This window comes from Gordonia sp. L191 (assembly GCF_030077625.1).
Taxonomy (GTDB): domain Bacteria; phylum Actinomycetota; class Actinomycetes; order Mycobacteriales; family Mycobacteriaceae; genus Gordonia; species Gordonia polyisoprenivorans_A.
Map to the genome: position 1 here is coordinate 1,753,844 of NZ_CP125996.1, position 15,178 is coordinate 1,769,021.

General features: G+C 67.4%; 14 protein-coding genes. 7 read left to right on the top strand and 7 right to left on the bottom strand.

Translation table 11 applies throughout. The annotated features are described in order from the left end of the window. Nucleotides 1–77: 77 nt before the first annotated feature. From QNM97_RS07875 to QNM97_RS07890, 4 genes are read left to right on the top strand one after another with little or no spacing between them, the layout of a single operon-like run. Nucleotides 78–1,130, top strand: coding sequence for a sulfate ABC transporter substrate-binding protein (locus QNM97_RS07875; protein ID WP_283823135.1), 1,053 nt, complete (start codon nt 78–80; stop codon nt 1,128–1,130). Further along, nucleotides 1,127–2,011, top strand: coding sequence for a sulfate ABC transporter permease subunit CysT (gene cysT, locus QNM97_RS07880; protein WP_208791744.1), 885 nt, complete (start codon nt 1,127–1,129; stop codon nt 2,009–2,011). The genes QNM97_RS07875 and cysT overlap by 4 nt, the downstream gene beginning before the upstream one ends. Then, on the top strand, nt 2,008–3,003 hold the full coding sequence (gene cysW, locus QNM97_RS07885; RefSeq protein WP_283822270.1) for a sulfate ABC transporter permease subunit CysW: 996 nt from the start codon (nt 2,008–2,010) through the stop codon (nt 3,001–3,003). Before cysT ends, cysW begins: the two co-directional genes overlap by 4 nt. A 1-nt stretch (nt 3,004) precedes the next feature. Further along, entirely contained in the window at nt 3,005–4,000 is a 996-nt protein-coding gene (locus tag QNM97_RS07890; RefSeq protein ID WP_283822271.1) for a sulfate/molybdate ABC transporter ATP-binding protein, read from the top strand. Nucleotides 4,001–4,055: 55 nt separating this feature from the next. Here the strand turns inward: QNM97_RS07890 and QNM97_RS07895 are convergent, their stop codons facing one another. From QNM97_RS07895 to QNM97_RS07915, 5 genes are read right to left on the bottom strand one after another with little or no spacing between them, the layout of a single operon-like run. After that, nucleotides 4,056–4,796 (bottom strand): sirohydrochlorin chelatase, encoded by a 741-nt coding sequence (locus tag QNM97_RS07895; RefSeq protein ID WP_283822272.1) that lies wholly within the window; start codon nt 4,794–4,796, stop codon nt 4,056–4,058. Continuing rightward, entirely contained in the window at nt 4,793–6,121 is a 1,329-nt protein-coding gene (locus QNM97_RS07900) for a sulfate adenylyltransferase subunit 1 (RefSeq protein ID WP_283822273.1), read from the bottom strand. The genes QNM97_RS07895 and QNM97_RS07900 overlap by 4 nt, the downstream gene beginning before the upstream one ends. Beyond that, a complete protein-coding gene (gene cysD, locus QNM97_RS07905; protein WP_244332168.1) occupies nt 6,121–7,065 on the bottom strand; it encodes a sulfate adenylyltransferase subunit CysD in 945 nt (314 codons plus the stop codon). The genes QNM97_RS07900 and cysD overlap by 1 nt, the downstream gene beginning before the upstream one ends. Then, nucleotides 7,062–7,811 (bottom strand): phosphoadenylyl-sulfate reductase, encoded by a 750-nt coding sequence (locus QNM97_RS07910; RefSeq protein ID WP_283822274.1) that lies wholly within the window; start codon nt 7,809–7,811, stop codon nt 7,062–7,064. Before QNM97_RS07910 ends, cysD begins: the two co-directional genes overlap by 4 nt. Continuing rightward, nucleotides 7,808–9,616, bottom strand: coding sequence for a nitrite/sulfite reductase (locus tag QNM97_RS07915; RefSeq protein ID WP_283822275.1), 1,809 nt, complete (start codon nt 9,614–9,616; stop codon nt 7,808–7,810). Before QNM97_RS07915 ends, QNM97_RS07910 begins: the two co-directional genes overlap by 4 nt. 271 nt (nt 9,617–9,887) lie before the next feature. On the opposite strand from QNM97_RS07915, the gene hemW reads away from it, so the two are divergent. Then, nucleotides 9,888–11,234: a radical SAM family heme chaperone HemW gene (gene hemW, locus QNM97_RS07920; protein WP_283822276.1), complete on the top strand. Its 1,347-nt coding sequence runs from the start codon at nt 9,888–9,890 to the stop codon at nt 11,232–11,234. Between the two features lie 13 nt (nt 11,235–11,247). Here hemW and QNM97_RS07925 read toward each other — a convergent pair whose 3' ends face one another. Beyond that, complete coding sequence (locus tag QNM97_RS07925; protein ID WP_244332166.1) at nt 11,248–11,706, bottom strand: MarR family winged helix-turn-helix transcriptional regulator; 459 nt, start codon at nt 11,704–11,706, stop codon at nt 11,248–11,250. Nucleotides 11,707–11,732: 26 nt separating this feature from the next. Between QNM97_RS07925 and QNM97_RS07930 the strand changes: the two genes are divergently transcribed. Next, nucleotides 11,733–12,827 carry a substrate-binding domain-containing protein gene (locus QNM97_RS07930; protein ID WP_283822277.1) on the top strand — a complete coding sequence of 365 codons (1,095 nt, stop codon included), beginning with the start codon at nt 11,733–11,735 and terminating at the stop codon, nt 12,825–12,827. Here the strand turns inward: QNM97_RS07930 and QNM97_RS07935 are convergent. Beyond that, nucleotides 12,818–13,957: an AAA family ATPase gene (locus tag QNM97_RS07935; RefSeq protein ID WP_283822278.1), complete on the bottom strand. Its 1,140-nt coding sequence runs from the start codon at nt 13,955–13,957 to the stop codon at nt 12,818–12,820. The genes QNM97_RS07930 and QNM97_RS07935 overlap by 10 nt on opposite strands. 159 nt (nt 13,958–14,116) lie before the next feature. Here QNM97_RS07935 and QNM97_RS07940 point away from each other — a divergent pair, with 159 nt between their 5' ends. After that, nucleotides 14,117–15,154 carry an aliphatic amidase gene (locus QNM97_RS07940; protein ID WP_283822279.1) on the top strand — a complete coding sequence of 346 codons (1,038 nt, stop codon included), beginning with the start codon at nt 14,117–14,119 and terminating at the stop codon, nt 15,152–15,154. Nucleotides 15,155–15,178 lie beyond the last annotated feature (24 nt).

Sequence of the window (15,178 nt, forward strand, 5' to 3'; positions counted from 1 at the left end):
GGACCAGCGTGCCCAGCAGTGCTGCCGCCGTCACGCGACGCAGCGCACCGGTGCTGGTGTGTCTGCTGGCGCTCGCGATGGTCCTGATCTCCGGGTGCGCCGGCGGTTCCACCGACGAACCCGACGGTGTCGACATCTCCAGCGGCAGCCGGCACCTCGATCTGGTGGCGTACGCAACGCCGAAATCGGGGTTCGACCACATCATCCCGGCCTTCCGCGCGACCCCCGCAGGCGCCGACATCGGCTTCTCGGCCTCCTATGGCGCCTCCGGGGACCAGTCCCGCAAGGTCGCGCGCCGCGTGCCCGCCGACGTCGTGAACCTCTCCGTCGAGCCCGACATCACCCGGCTGGTCAAGGCCGGTCTGGTGGACAAGGACTGGAAGACCCAATTCCCATACAACAGCATCCCCTTCGGGTCGGTGGTGGCGCTCGTGGTGCGCAAGGGCAACCCGAAGAACATCCACAACTGGAACGACCTGCTCAAGCCCGGCGTGCAGGTGGTGACCCCGAACCCCGGTAGCTCGGGATCGGCCAAATGGAATCTGCTCGCGCCGTACGCGGCGATGAGCGACGGTGGCCGCAACTCCCAGGCCGGCCTCGACTATGTCGCCCAGCTCGTCCGTGACCATGTGCGCGTGGTCCCCAAATCGGGTCGCGAGGCCACCACGGCCTTCGAGCAGGGGCAGGGTGATGTGCTGATCAGCTACGAGAACGAGGCGATCATGCTCGACCGGGCCAACGCCACCGCGAGTCCACGCAACCAGGTCGAGTACCTCATTCCGCCGCAGACGTTCAAGATCGAGAACCCGGTCGCGATCGTCAATACGACCTCCGACCTCGCCGGCGCCCGCGCATTCGTCGGATTCCTGTTCACCGATGAGGCACAACGGATCTGGGCTCAACAGGGCTTCCGGCCGGTCGCGCCCGCGATCGCCGAGCAGACCCGCGACCTGTTCCCGGGAGCCATCGAGAAGCTGTGGACGATCAAAGAACTGGGCAAGGTTCTCGGTGCCGGGACCGCCGCGAAGAACGACGGCGTGGACCTCACCGGGTGGAAGGCCGTCGACTCGGCGCTCTTCGGGACCAGTGGGGCGATCACCAAGATCTACGACGCAGGGGGCAGACAGTGACCTCGAACGTCTCGACGACCGAACCCGGAGCGGACGCGCCGCCGCCCGGCGCCGCGCCACCCGGCGGATTCCTGGGGCGGGCACGCACGTTCACCGGGGTCAGCCCGGCCACCGTGGGGCTGGCCTGGCTGTGGCTCAGTGTCATCGTGCTGCTGCCGCTGGCGGCGATCACCGTGCAGTCCTTCGACGACGGCTGGAGCGGGTTCTGGGATGCGGTCACCGCGCCCGCCGCACTCGACGCCTTGTGGATCACCGTGCTCGTCTCGGTGTTCGCGGCGCTGATCAACGTCGTCTTCGGGACCATCATCGCCTGGGTGTTGGTCCGGGATGAGTTCCCCGGCAAGGGATTCGTCAACGCGATCATCGATCTGCCGTTCGCCCTGCCGACCATCGTGGCCAGCCTGGTGCTGCTGTCGCTCTACGGCCCCAACAGCCCCATCGACATCCAGCTCAACGCCACCAAACCGGCGCTGGTGATCGCCCTGACGTTCGTCACACTGCCGTTCGTCGTGCGACAGGTGCAGCCGGTGCTGCTCGAACTCGACGTCGACGTCGAGGAGGCCGCCGCGGTTCTCGGTGCGCGCAACTGGACGACGTTCCGCAAGATCGTGCTGCCGGCGCTGCTGCCGTCGATCCTGACCGGGGCGGGGCTGGCCTTCACCCGCGCGATCGGGGAATTCGGTTCGGTGGTCCTCATCGGCGGCAACATCCCCGGCGACACCCAGGTCGCCTCGCAGTACATCCAGCAACAGATCGAGATCGATTCGCCGGTCAGCGCCGCGGCGATCTCGGTGGTGCTGTTGCTCATCGCCTTCGTGACACTGCTGATCCTGCGCATCGCGGGCCGGCGGCAGTCCACCCGGGAGGACGCCGACCGATGAAAGTGTCACCCCTGACCCGATACGGGCTGCGCGCGATCGCGCTGATCTATCTGTTCATCCTGTTGATCGTGCCGGTCGGCACCATCTTCTATCGCTCCTTCGAACACGGCATCGTGCAGTTCTGGGAATGGATCACCACACCGGCGGCGATCTCGGCGTTGCAGCTGAGCCTGCTGATCGTGGTGATCGTCGTGCCGCTGAACGTGGTCTTCGGTGTGCTGACCGCACTTGCGTTGGCGCGCGGGCGATTCCCGGGCAAGGGCGTCCTGCAGGCCGTGGTGGATCTGCCGTTCGCGGTGTCCCCGGTCGTCGCCGGCGTCGCACTGATCCTGTTGTGGGGGTACGGCGGGTGGTTCGGCGGCGTCGAGAGTCTCGGCTTCCGGGTGATCTTCGGGTTCCCGGGATTGGTGCTGGCCACCCTGTTCGTCACGCTGCCGTTCGTCGCGCGCGAGGTCGAGCCGGTGCTGCGGGAGATCGGTACCGAGCAGGAAGAGGCCGCGGCAACCCTGGGAGCCAATGCGTGGCAGGTGTTCTGGCGGATCACCCTGCCCGCCATCCGGTGGGGTCTGACCTACGGTGTGGTGCTCACGGTGGCCCGCGCGCTCGGCGAGTACGGCGCCGTGACCATGGTGTCGTCGAACTATCCGGGTATCTCCCAGACGCTGACGCTGTTGGTCAACTCGCGCTACACCGATGACTACAACGAGTTCGGTGCGTACGCGGCGGCCACGCTGTTGATGTTCGTCGCGATCGTGGTGCTGGTGCTGATGTCGCTGATCGAGCGCCGCGCGAAATCCCGTGTCGCCGACGCCAGTGGCACCGGTGCCGGCGGCCCGGCCTCGCCGGACGCGGTTGTCGAGACCCAGCTGACCGTGCCGCACGGTCCGGAGTCGATCGACGCCCATCAGGTGGTCACCGAGCATGTCCACCACGACGCCGCGCCACACGGTTCGGCCCCCCGAAATGCCTCTGCCCGTGAGAAAGGCGTGTGACATGTCCATCTCGGTGATCGGAGCGAACAAGCGCTACGGCGACTTCGCGGCTCTCGACGACGTCTCGATCGACATCCCCGACGGTCAGTTGACCTCGCTGCTCGGCCCGTCGGGGTCGGGCAAATCGACACTGCTGCGGGCGATCGCGGGCCTGGACACCCTCGACTCGGGCACCGTGATCATCAACGGCAACGACGTGTCCAAGAAGTCACCGCAGAAGCGTGACATCGGATTCGTGTTCCAGCACTACGCGGCCTTCAAACACCTCACCGTGCGCGACAACATCGCTTTCGGGCTGAAGATCCGCAAGAAGCCCAAGGCCGAGGTGGACGCCAAGGTCGACGAGTTGCTCGAGGTCGTCGGGCTCACCGTGTTCCAGCGGCGGTTTCCCGCGCAGTTGTCCGGCGGCCAGCGCCAGCGCATGGCCCTGGCCCGCGCCCTGGCCGTCGATCCCAAGGTGCTGCTCCTCGACGAGCCGTTCGGCGCACTCGACGCCAAGGTGCGCGAAGACCTGCGAAAGTGGTTGCGCCGTCTGCACGAAGAGGTCCACGTGACCACGGTGTTGGTGACCCACGACCAGCAGGAGGCGCTCGACGTCTCCGACCGGATCGCCGTGCTCAACAAGGGCCGTATCGAACAGGTCGGTGCGCCCGACGATCTCTACGACCGACCGGTCAACCCGTTCGTCGCATCGTTTCTCGGTTCGACCGTGCGACTCAACGGCGAACTGGTACGCCCGCACGACATCCGGATCGGGCGTACCCCGGAGATGGCGTGGCCGTCTGCGGACCCGACCCTGGACACCGGGGTCCTCAAGGCCACGGTGCAGCGGGTGGTGAACCTGGGATTCGAAACCCGGGTGGAACTCGTGGCCGTGGCCTCGGGTGAGGAGTTCGCCGCGCAGATCACCCGTGGCGATCAGAACGCTCTGAATCTGGAGGCCGGCGAGACCGTCTACGCGCGGGCCACCAAGGTCGCGGCGCTCTCGGAGAGCTGAGCGGTCCCGGGGCGGTGCGGGTTTCCGGAGTCGAGCGGGTCCCGGGACCGGGCAGTCATCGTGAGTGATCGGCGGTCAGACCGTCGAGAGGGGAGCCCGCCACCGCCGTCGTATAGCGGTCGGCGATCGCCTCGATCACATCCGGATGGGCGCCGAGCGGACCGGCGACCAGGGCGCCCGGCGCCAGCCGGTCCAGTGCGGTCTCGACGCGCTCGGTCAACAGGCCTGCGGACAAGAAGTAGGGGCTGAGGGCGATGCGCTCGGCCCCGGCGCCACGCAGGCGCCGGATCGCGGTGCGCAGGGCGATCTCACTGGTACCGAGCCGGGTCGCGAAGACCACATCGACCGGGCGGTGCAGCCGCGTCGACAGCTCGACGGCACGCCGGCGGACCACCAGCGCGGCAGCGGGATTCGTCGAACCGACGGCCGTGACCAGCAGACCGTCGGAGTCGGCGAGTCCGGCCTGCTCGAGACGATCGGCCAACGCCGCCGACAACGAGGTCGTGCCGATCACGCTGGTGATCACCACATCGCCGGGCGCCCGTGTCGCGGCAACGATCTCGGGCAGATCGATGTCGCTGTGATAGCCGGGAGCCAGCAACAGCGGCACCACGACCACCCGCCCACGCAGTTCCGCCAGCTCGTCGGCGACCAGCGGCTCGTCGAGATCGAGGAACGACAGGCGCACCTCCGTACCCGGGAGACGACGGGCGACGGCGTGCCGCACACGGCGGGCCGTGTCGGCGAACCGGGGGTCCCGGCTGCCGTGCGCGACGAGCAGAAGACTCGCGCTCACACCAACTCTTGGAGGTGCAGGGACCCCAGGGCGTCACCGACCAGCCCGGCAGCCAGCGTGTTGCCGCCCTGCGGGTCGATCAGCAAGAAGCTGCCCGACTCCCGGTTCACCTGGTAGTCGTCGGCCGGAATCGGCTCGGCGGTCTGCACGGTGATGCGGCCGATGTGATTGAGCTCCAACGAGTCCGGTGCATCGGTCAACGCCAGGTTCTGCTCGTCGAACAGCACGTCGAGGGTGCCGACGATGGCCTGGGTGGTCTTGGTGCCGTGCTTGAGCAGCAGACGGGCACCCGGGCGCAGAGGTTTGTCGGCCAGCCAGCACACCGTCGCGGAGAACTGCTGGATCGGCTCCGGCGCATCGACGGCCGAGGCGATGAGGTCACCACGGGAGATGTCGACGTCGTCGGCGAGCAGAAGGGTGACACTGCGACCGGTGTGCGCGGTCGCCAATTGACCGTCCGCGGTGTCGATCTGGGTGACGGTCGTGCGGACCCCGGACGGTGACACGACGACCTCGTCACCGACGGAGACCCGCCCGGCGGCGATCTGCCCGGCATACCCGCGGTAATCCGGGTATTCCGGTGTGCGCGGCCGGATCACGTACTGCACCGGGAACCGCAGACCCACCTCCGACCGATCCGAACCGCTCGCTGCGTCGGTCCCATTCGGGACCGTCTCGAGATGCTCGATGAGCGTCGGGCCGTCGTAGAACGGCGTGTTCTGCGACCGGGTGGCGATGTTGTCGCCGTGCAGCGCCGACACCGGGATCGCGGTGACCTGCTCGTCGGACCAGCCCAGGGTGCGCGTCAGGGAGCGGAATTCGTCGGAGATCTCGGCGAACACGGTGGCCGCATCCTCGACGAGGTCGATCTTGTTGACCGCGAGCACCAGCTGCGGAACACCGAGCAGGGCCATCACCGCCGCGTGCCGACGGGTCTGGGAGACCACGCCGTTGCGGGCGTCGACGAGCAGCATCACCAGCTGCGCGGTGGAGGCACCCGACACGGTGTTGCGTGTGTACTGCACGTGGCCGGGGGTGTCGGCGAGCACGAATGAGCGTGCGGGCGTGGCGAAGTAGCGGTAGGCGACGTCGATGGTGATGCCCTGCTCGCGCTCGGCGCGCAGGCCGTCGACGAGCAGCGACAGGTCCGGTCCGGCCAGTCCGCGATCGACCGAGGCGCGGGTGACCGCGTCGATCTGGTCGGCGAGCACCGATTTGGTGTCGTAGAGCAACCGGCCGACCAGGGTCGACTTGCCGTCGTCGACGCTACCGGCGGTCGCGATGCGCAGCAGGTCGGGGACGTGTCCGAGAGTGTTGTTGGCCATCAGAAGTATCCTTCGCGTTTACGGTCTTCCATGGCCGCCTCCGACACGCGGTCGTCACCGCGGGTGGCACCACGCTCGGTGAGTCGCGATGCGGCGACCTCGGCCAGGACGGCCTCGTTGTCGGCGGCCTCGGACAGCACCGCACCGGTCGACGAACCGTCGCCGACGGTGCGGTAACGCACCGAAAGACGTTGGAGCTCTTCGCCGTCGCGCGGCCCACCCCAGACGCCGGGGGTCATCCACATGCCGTCGCGCTCGAACACGTCGCGCTCGTGGGCGTAGTAGATCGACGGCAGCAGCACCTGCTCGCGGGCGATGTAGCGCCACACGTCGAGCTCGGTCCAGTTCGACAGGGGGAACACCCGGACGTGCTCCCCGGGGGCGTGGCGACCGTTGTACAGGTTCCACAGCTCCGGGCGCTGACGTTTGGGATCCCACTGGCCGAAGGCGTTGCGCAGCGAGAAGATCCGCTCCTTGGCGCGTGAACGTTCCTCGTCCCGGCGCCCGCCGCCGAACACCGCGTCGAAGCGGTTCTCGGTGATCGCGTCGAGCAACGGGATCGTCTGCAGCGGGTTGCGCACCCCGTCGGGACGCTCGGTGAGCCGACCGTCGGCGAGGTAATCCTCCACCTTGGCCACATGCAGCCGCAGGTCGTGGCGGGCCACCACCTGGTCGCGGAACTCGAGGACCTCGGGCAGGTTGTGCCCGGTGTCGACATGCAGCAGCGAGAACGGAAGCGGCGCAGGCCAGAACGCCTTGAGGGCCACATGCAGCAGAACAGTGGAGTCCTTGCCGCCGGAGAACAAGATCACCGGACGTTCGAATTCGCCTGCGACCTCACGGAAGATGTGGATCGCCTCGGACTCGAGGGCGTCGAGGGTGGTGAAGTCGTCGCTGCTGTCCACCTCGCGGTCGGCGCTGGCGACGGGATCGGTGATGGTCATGCGTGCAGCCCACATTCTGTCTTGGCGCGGCCGGCCCAGCGGCCGCTGCGCGGATCGGATCCGGGTTCGGGTTTGGCCGTGCACGGGGCGCAGCCGATCGACGGATAGCCTTCGTCGACAAGAGGATTCACGAGTACGCCGTGAGCGTCGATATAGGACTGCATCTGCTCGTCGGACCATGCGGCGATCGGATTGATCTTCACCAGCCCGAAGCCCTCGTCGAACGAGATCAGCGGCGCATTGGCGCGGGTGGGGGCCTCCACCCGACGGATGCCGGTCACCCAGGCGTCATAGGCGTGCAGACCCAACTTGAGCGGCACCACCTTGCGCAGGCGGCAGCATTCGCCGGGATCGCGGGCGAACAGGTTGCGCCCCAACAGCTCGTCCTGCTCGGCGACGGTGTGCTCGGGGGTCAGATTGATCATGTCGACGCCGTACACCTGTTCCACGGCGTCGCGGGTGCCGATCGTCTCGGCGAAGTGATAGCCGGTGTCGAGGAACAGGACCTTGACCGGATCCCCGCCGAGGAGGTCGCGGTCGATGTGCTTGACGGCCAGATCGACCAGTGCCGCGTCCTGCATGTTGGAGGCGACGACGAAGTTGTCACCGAAGGTCCGGGCGGTCCAGGCGAACAGTTCCTCGGGGGTGGCCTCGGTTCCCAGATCGGCGGCACCCTGCTCGGCGATCGCGCGTAGCTCGTCCTCGCTGAAGCGCCGCCCGGTGGTCGGTGCGGTGGAGATGGTCATCGGAGTGCCTCCTCGTCGGCACGAACGGCCCACTGCGCGAACCGTTCTCCGTCCTGGCGTTGGTCGATGAAGTTGCGGACGACGCGGTCGATGTAGTCGCCGAGCTCGGTGGAGGTCACCTTGTGCTGGCGCAGCTTGCGACCGAATGCGGCGTCCTGGCCGAGGCTGCCACCGAGGTGGACCTGGAATCCCTCGGTCTGTCCGCCCTCGCCGTCCTCGACGAGCTGTCCCTTGAAGCCGATGTCGGCGATCTGCGACCGGGCGCAGGAGTTGGGGCAGCCGTTGATGTTCACGGTGATCGGGACGTCGAGTTGGGAGTTGATGTCGGCCAGACGCTCCTCGAGTTCGGGCACCAACACCTGCGACCGCTTGCGGGTCTCGACGAACGACAGCTTGCAGAACTCGATCCCGCTGCACGCCATCAGGTTCCGACGCCAGTTCGACGCGCGGGCGATGAGCCCCTGCTTGGCGAGGTCGGCGATGAGCACCTCCACCTTGTCGTCGGGGACGTCGAGCACGATCAGTTTCTGGTACGGGGTGAACCGGATGCGGTCGGAGCCGACGCGTTCGGCGGCCTCGGCGACGGCGGTGAGCTTGGTGCCCGACACCCGGCCCGCGATGGCGGCGAAGCCCACCGAGTTCAGTCCGTTCTTGAGCTTCTGGACGCCCACGTGATCGCGCGGCTGGGTCAGCGGGGTGGGCGCCGGGCCGTCGATCAGCTTGCGGTGCAGGTATTCGTCCTCGAGGACCTGACGGAACTTCTCGATGCCCCAGTCCTTGATGAGGAACTTCAGGCGTGCCTTGGTGCGCAGTCGGCGATAGCCGTAGTCACGGAAGATCGATACGACGCCCTCCCAGACGTCGGGGACCTCGTCGAGCGGGATCCACGCTCCCACCCGCTGGGCGAGCATCGGGTTCGTCGACAGGCCGCCGCCGACCCAGAGATCAAGTCCCGGACCGTGTTCGGGATGCTCGACGCCGATGAAGGCGATGTCGTTGGTCTCGTGCGAGACGTCCTGCAGTCCGGAGATCGCGGTCTTGAACTTGCGCGGGAGATTCGAGTACTGCGGGTCGCCGATGTAGCGGCGCACGATCTCGTCGATGGCCGGTGTCGGATCGAGTACCTCGTCGACGGCCTCTCCGGCCAACGGCGATCCGAGGATGATGCGCGGGCAGTCACCACAGGCCTCGGTGGTCTTGAGCCCGACTGCCTCGATGCGCTCCCAGATGGTGGGGACATCCTCGATGCGAATCCAGTGGTACTGCACGTTCTCCCGGTCGGAGAGATCGGCGGTGTCGCGGGCGAACTCGGTCGAGATCTGGCCGAGGGTGCGCAGCTGTTCGACGTTGAGGGCGCCGGCATCGCAACGGATGCGCATCATGAAGTGGCTGTCCTCGAGGATGTCGATGTTCTCGTCACCGGTCCAGGTGCCGTCGTAGCCCTCGGCGCGCTGGGTGTAGAGACCCCACCAGCGCATGCGGCCACGGAGATCCTGTTTGTCGATCGACTCGAAACCCTGCTTGGAGTAGATGTTCTCGATCCGCGCCCGCACATTGAGCGGGTTGTCGTCCTTCTTGACCTGCTCGTTGGGGTTCAGCGGCTCGCGGTAGCCGAGCTTCCACTGCCCTTCGGCGCGCCGCTTGGTCGGGCGGGCCTTCTTGCGAGCCGGACGCTCGCCGGTGTCGGTCTTCGCCGTACCGGCTGTCGCGGACTCGCCGCGTGCCGAACGGGCGCGGGGGGCTGGGGAGGACTCCTCGGGGACGGGGGAGTTGCCCGCCTCGGTGAGGTCCGTCGTTGACGTCATGAACTCTCCTGTACCGGCGCACAGAGCACCGGTGATCGCACGGTCTGGGCTGTGACGTGGCGGCATACCCGCGTCAGATGCGGGGACTCTCCGGGGCCGGAACGTCGTCTAGAGACGACAGGTAGCGCTGCAGACGCGCTTGAGATCGACGTGGCGTCGCGCGGCGAGCCACACCCCGGGGAAATTCACGGGCTCCATAGTGCCACGACCATCCGTCTCGCGTCTACTTGGGAATACTTTGCACCACGGTGAGGCAAAGTGGCCTGCGGCGATGCCGACACCGTTGCCGGGCCCGACGTCGCGAAAGTGGTTGCGTACCGAGAGCAAGGCCCACGCGGCGGTGGGTATTCCCCGATGTGGGGCTGGTGATTCGGGGCCGGGCGGGGTGGGCGCGCATCATGGGGTGGTGACGTCCGTTTCCACCGCCGCCGTGCCGGCCGAGGTCGTCGACGCCTGCGGGGCCGTCGATCCCGGCGTTCCGCTGGGGCTCTACCTGCACGTCCCGTTCTGCGCGTCGAGGTGCGGATACTGCGACTTCAACACCTACACGGCGGGCGAACTCGGGTCGTCGGCGTCCCCGGATTCGTGGTTCGAGGCGGTGGGCCGCGAACTCGACCACGCCGCGGCCCTGATGACCCCGGACCGCCCGGTGTCGACGATCTTCGTCGGCGGCGGCACGCCGTCGTTGCTCGGTGGCGACGGCCTCGCCGGCCTGCTCGATGCCGTACGCAGCCGATTCGATCTCACCGACGACGCCGAGATCACCACCGAATCCAATCCGGAGTCGACCTCGCCGGAGTTCTTCGCGCGGCTGCTCGAGGCGGGCTTCACCCGGATCTCGCTCGGGATGCAGTCCGCGGCCCCACACGTGCTGGCCACCCTCGACCGCACACATACCCCCGGCCGTGCCGTCACCGCGGCCCGCGAGGCGGCCGCCGCCGGCTTCGCCCACATCAACCTCGACCTCATCTACGGAACACCCGGAGAGACCGACGCCGATCTCGACGCGAGCCTCGATGCGGTACTGGCCACCCCGGTCGATCACGTGTCGGCGTATGCGCTGATCGTCGAGGACGGCACCGCGCTGGCACGGCGGGTCCGCCGCGGCGAACTGCCCGCGCCCGACGACGACGTGCTCGCCTCCCGCTACCGGCGAATCGATGAACGCCTGGGCGGCAACGGTTTCGAGTGGTACGAGGTGTCCAATTGGGCGCGATCGACTGCCGCGGAATGTCGTCACAATCTGGCCTACTGGTACAGCCACGACTGGTGGGGAATCGGGCCCGGCGCGCACTCGCATGTGCACGGCGTGCGGTGGTCCAACGTCAAACACCCGGCGCGTTATGCGAGCACCCTGGCCGACGGCACCCTGCCGGTGGCCACGCACGAGGTGCTCACCACCGCTGACCGTCACGTCGAATCGGTGATGCTGACGGCCCGGTGCCGCAGCGGTTTACGCCGCGGCCTCCTCACCGGGGCGGAGGCGTCGTGCGCCGAGGAACTCGTCGCACGTGAATTGCTCCGTCCGGCCGGGGATGGGTGGGTCCTCACCGACCGCGGCCGCCTGCTCGCCGATGCCGTGGTGCGCGACATCCTGATCGCGGGCGAGGACGGCTGAGCCTGCCGGGCGATCAGGTCCCGATCCGGCCGAGCGCCTCGATCATGCCGACGTAGCCGCGTGCGCCGAGTGCGTCGGCGACGTCGCTTTCGACGGCCGCCTCGGCGCGTTGGACGGCAGCGATGCGACGTCGGCCACGGGCGCTCAGGTGCACGACGACCCGCCGCCGGTCGACCGGATCGGCACGCCGATAGGTCAGGCCCAGTGTCACCAGCCGGTCGACCCCGCGTGTGGTGCTCGCCGGTGGTAGAACGGCCAGGCGTGACAGCTCCGACATGGTCCGGCCGTCCTCGGTGGCGAGCACCGAGAGCAGACGCCACTGTTCGGGTGACACCCCCAGTTCGGCGAGGTCGGCCGACAACTGTGACTCGACCCGGTGTGCGGCGCGCAGCAGTTGCAGCAGCAGTGGGTCAGTGGCGGTGCCGTGGTCGTCGCGCCGGGACCCGGCGTCCGGGGTAGCCTGGCGACTCACCGGACAACCCATCGCACGAGGTACCCATGACAGTCCGCCCCATTGCCGTTGGCACCGACTCCGCACGGCGCACCGTGCGGATCGCCTACGTCGTTCCGGTCCAGGGGATCGCGGGCATCTTCGGGCCGTCGTGCGAGGCGTGCGGGGAACTCGCCCTCGCCGAATTGCACTCTGCCGACGGGATTCTCGGCCGGCCCGTGGAGCTGGTCGTCATCGACGGCGGCCGCGCACCCGCGCAGGTCGCCCAGGAGGTGGCGCAGCTGTGGCGGACGGGGCGAATCGACGCGATCGCCGGCTGGCACATCTCGGCGGTGCGCAAGGAGATCCTGCGCCTCGTCGGTGGTCAGCTGCCCTACGTGTACGCGGCTCTGCACGAAGGTGAGTTTCGCACACCGGGCCTGTTCATGATCGGGGAGTCGCCGTCGTCGCAGGTGTTGCCGGCATTGGACTGGTTGCGCCGCAACCGCAGTGCCGAACGCTGGTGCGTGGTCGGCAACGACTACATCTGGCCGCGTCAGCTCGCGAGCCACGCCGTCGCGTATCTGGCGGGATCCGGGATGGCCCACCGCGGTTCGACCTTTGTCCCGCTCGGAACGCGCGATTTCGAGCCGACCCTGCGATGGCTGGAGACGACCGACTGCGACGCCGTGCTGGTTCTGCTGATCGGCGACGACGCGGTGCGGTTCGGCCGCGGGTTCGCCCGTCACGGACTCGACACCGCCATGGTGCGCTTCAGCCCGATTCTCGAGGAGAACCAGGTATTCGCCATGGGTGCGGCGGCCACGGCGAACATGTATGCGGCCGCGGGCTATTTCGACTCGCTGGTCACCGCGGCGACCGCCGATTTCGCCGGCCGCTACCACCGCGTCCTCGGGGACACGGCGCCGGTGCTCAACAGCATCGGCCAATCCTGTTACGAGGCGATCACCCTGCTCGCAGCGCTCGCCGACCGGGCGGGTTCGCTGGCGGTCTCGCAGGTACAGGCCGCCGCCGACGGACTCGTCATGGATGCCACCCGCGGAACCCTCCGTCTGGCCGACAATCGTGTTGACCAGGACATCTACCTGGCCAGCGCCGGTGCGCTCGATCTCGACGTCGTCGACCGGATTCATCACGCCTGACCGTTCGCCGGGGCCGGGTGCGTCGTCTCGCTGAGGGGTCCAGTACTGAGGTGTTCGGTGCCGACGGGTTCGATTGCGACGCGGATCTTTCCGGAGTCCACCGACGTGCGTATGTGCAGTGTGGTTCCGGGCTCGCGGTCCCAGCCGACGATCGCCTCGGCGAGCGGTGCGTGCAGGTGCATCCGGAGGGTGCGCGCGAGGTCACGCGCCCCGTAGACCGGATCGAAACCGACGTCGGCGAGATGTGCGCGGAGCGGGTCGTCGGGTTCCCACTGAATCTGCCGGGCGGCCAATTGTGCTGTCAGTCTGCGTAATTCGACGTCGAGGATCGCTGCGGCGACCTGTGGGCCGAGGGGATCGAACCGCACGATCTCGTCGAACCGGTTGTACAGCTCGGGATCGAAGAACTCCTCGACGGCTCGGTCCACGGCGTCGGAGCCCGCGTCGCGCCGGCGGGAGCCCCGCATCGGCAGCCGCGCGCGCCATCCCCGTGACCGGGCCCGATGATGGGCGGCGATCTCGGCCGAGCCGAGGTTGGAGGTGAGCAGGACAATGGCGTTGCGGAAGTCGATCGTCGAGTTGCCCGCGGCCAGGCGCAGTGTTCCCGAATCGAGGATCTGCAGCAACGAACGCAGCACCGTCGTGTGTGCCTTCTCCACCTCGTCGAACAGGACGATGCCGGGTCGAGACATGTTGCCCTCCACCAGTTCCCGATCGAAGAGGGTGAGCTGTTCCTTCGCCCCCGAATAGCCCGGGGGTGCCCCGGACAGGGAGGCGGCGTAGTGCTCCTGGGCCAGGGTGTTCATGTCGATCCGGCAGAGTATGTCGGCGTCGCCGGTGATCTCCGCGGCCAGGCGGCGGGCCAGTTCGGTCTTGCCGACACCGGTCGGCCCGACGAACAGCAGCGACGCGATCGGACGGCGTGGGTCACCGATCCCGGCGGCCGCGATGGTCAGGGCGCGGACCACCGCATCGATGGCTGCGTCCTGGCCGATGATCGCCGAGCGCAGCGCCGATGAGAGCTGTGCGGGCGAGGACGCCCTCCCCATCCGGAAGGCCCGGTTGTGGCCGGGGGTGAGTTGCTGACCCGAATTGAGGTCGTCGACCTTGCGTGCCAGGTAGCCCGACATCGGCCCTCCTCGTGTGAGCGTCACGTAATGATTCTGAATGAAACCATAAATCTCGGGACTTCGCGGAGCGCGAGGGGGGATCGCCGTGGTATCACTTCCATACGGAAGCAATAACTCGCTGGGCGGTGTGGATGCCCGGCCATTCTCAGGAGGCGTTTCATGCGACATGGCGATATCTCATCGAGTCCGGACACCGTGGGGGTGGCAGTGGTCAACTACAAGATGCCCAGGCTGCACACCAAGGCCGAGGTCCTCGACAACGCCCGTCGGATCGCCGAGATGGTGGTGGGGATGAAGGCGGGTTTGCCGGGGATGGATCTGGTTGTGTTCCCGGAGTATTCGACGATGGGCATCATGTATGACAACGCGGAGATGTTCGACACGGCGGCGGTGATTCCCGGGGAGGAGACCGACATCTTTGCCGCGGCGTGTCGTCAGGCCCGGACGTGGGGGGTGTTCTCGTTGACCGGGGAGCGGCATGAGGATCATCCGAACAAGCCGCCGTACAACACGCTGGTGTTGATCAATGATGCGGGGGAGATCGTGCAGAAGTATCGCAAGATCTTGCCCTGGACTCCGATCGAGGGCTGGTATCCGGGGGAGCAGACGTATGTGACCGATGGGCCGAAGGGTCTCAAGGTGTCGTTGATCATCTGCGATGACGGTAATTATCCGGAGATCTGGCGTGATTGCGCGATGAAGGGGGCCGAGTTGATCGTGCGGCCGCAGGGCTACATGTATCCGGCCAAGGATCAGCAGGTGTTGATGGCCAAGGCGATGGCGTGGGCGAACAATTGTTATGTGGCGGTGGCGAATGCGACCGGATTCGATGGTGTGTACTCATATTTCGGGCACAGCGCGATCATCGGTTTCGACGGGCGCACCCTGGGTGAGTGTGGTGAGGAGGATTACGGGGTGCAGTACGCGCAGTTGTCGTTGTCGACGATTCGGGATGCGCGGGCCAATGATCAGTCGCAGAATCATCTGTTCAAGCTGCTGCACCGGGGTTATACCGGGGTGTATGCCGGTGGGGATGGTGACAAGGGAATCGCGGAGTGCCCGTTCGATTTCTATCGCAATTGGGTCACCGACGCCGAGGCCACCCAGAAGGCGGTCGAGGCGATCACCCGGGAGACGATCGGTGTGGCCGATTGTCCGGTCTACGACCTGCCGACCGAGAAGACCATGGACGCCTGAGGGCGCGACCGGCCGGCGTCGGGT

What these genes read in the sequence shown, in the direction of transcription:
- cysD (WP_244332168.1), bottom strand. Translation starts at nt 7,065, where the DNA reads ATGACCATCACCGATCCCGTCGCCAGCGCCGACCGCGAGGTGGACAGC.
- QNM97_RS07915 (WP_283822275.1), bottom strand. Translation starts at nt 9,616, where the DNA reads ATGACGTCAACGACGGACCTCACCGAGGCGGGCAACTCCCCCGTCCCC.
- QNM97_RS07930 (WP_283822277.1), top strand. Translation starts at nt 11,733, where the DNA reads ATGACAGTCCGCCCCATTGCCGTTGGCACCGACTCCGCACGGCGCACC.
- hemW (WP_283822276.1), top strand. Translation starts at nt 9,888, where the DNA reads ATGCCGACACCGTTGCCGGGCCCGACGTCGCGAAAGTGGTTGCGTACC.
- QNM97_RS07940 (WP_283822279.1), top strand. Translation starts at nt 14,117, where the DNA reads ATGCGACATGGCGATATCTCATCGAGTCCGGACACCGTGGGGGTGGCA.
- cysW (WP_283822270.1), top strand. Translation starts at nt 2,008, where the DNA reads ATGAAAGTGTCACCCCTGACCCGATACGGGCTGCGCGCGATCGCGCTG.
- QNM97_RS07935 (WP_283822278.1), bottom strand. Translation starts at nt 13,957, where the DNA reads ATGTCGGGCTACCTGGCACGCAAGGTCGACGACCTCAATTCGGGTCAG.
- QNM97_RS07875 (WP_283823135.1), top strand. Translation starts at nt 78, where the DNA reads ATGGTCCTGATCTCCGGGTGCGCCGGCGGTTCCACCGACGAACCCGAC.
- QNM97_RS07890 (WP_283822271.1), top strand. Translation starts at nt 3,005, where the DNA reads ATGTCCATCTCGGTGATCGGAGCGAACAAGCGCTACGGCGACTTCGCG.
- QNM97_RS07900 (WP_283822273.1), bottom strand. Translation starts at nt 6,121, where the DNA reads ATGGCCAACAACACTCTCGGACACGTCCCCGACCTGCTGCGCATCGCG.
- QNM97_RS07910 (WP_283822274.1), bottom strand. Translation starts at nt 7,811, where the DNA reads ATGACCATCTCCACCGCACCGACCACCGGGCGGCGCTTCAGCGAGGAC.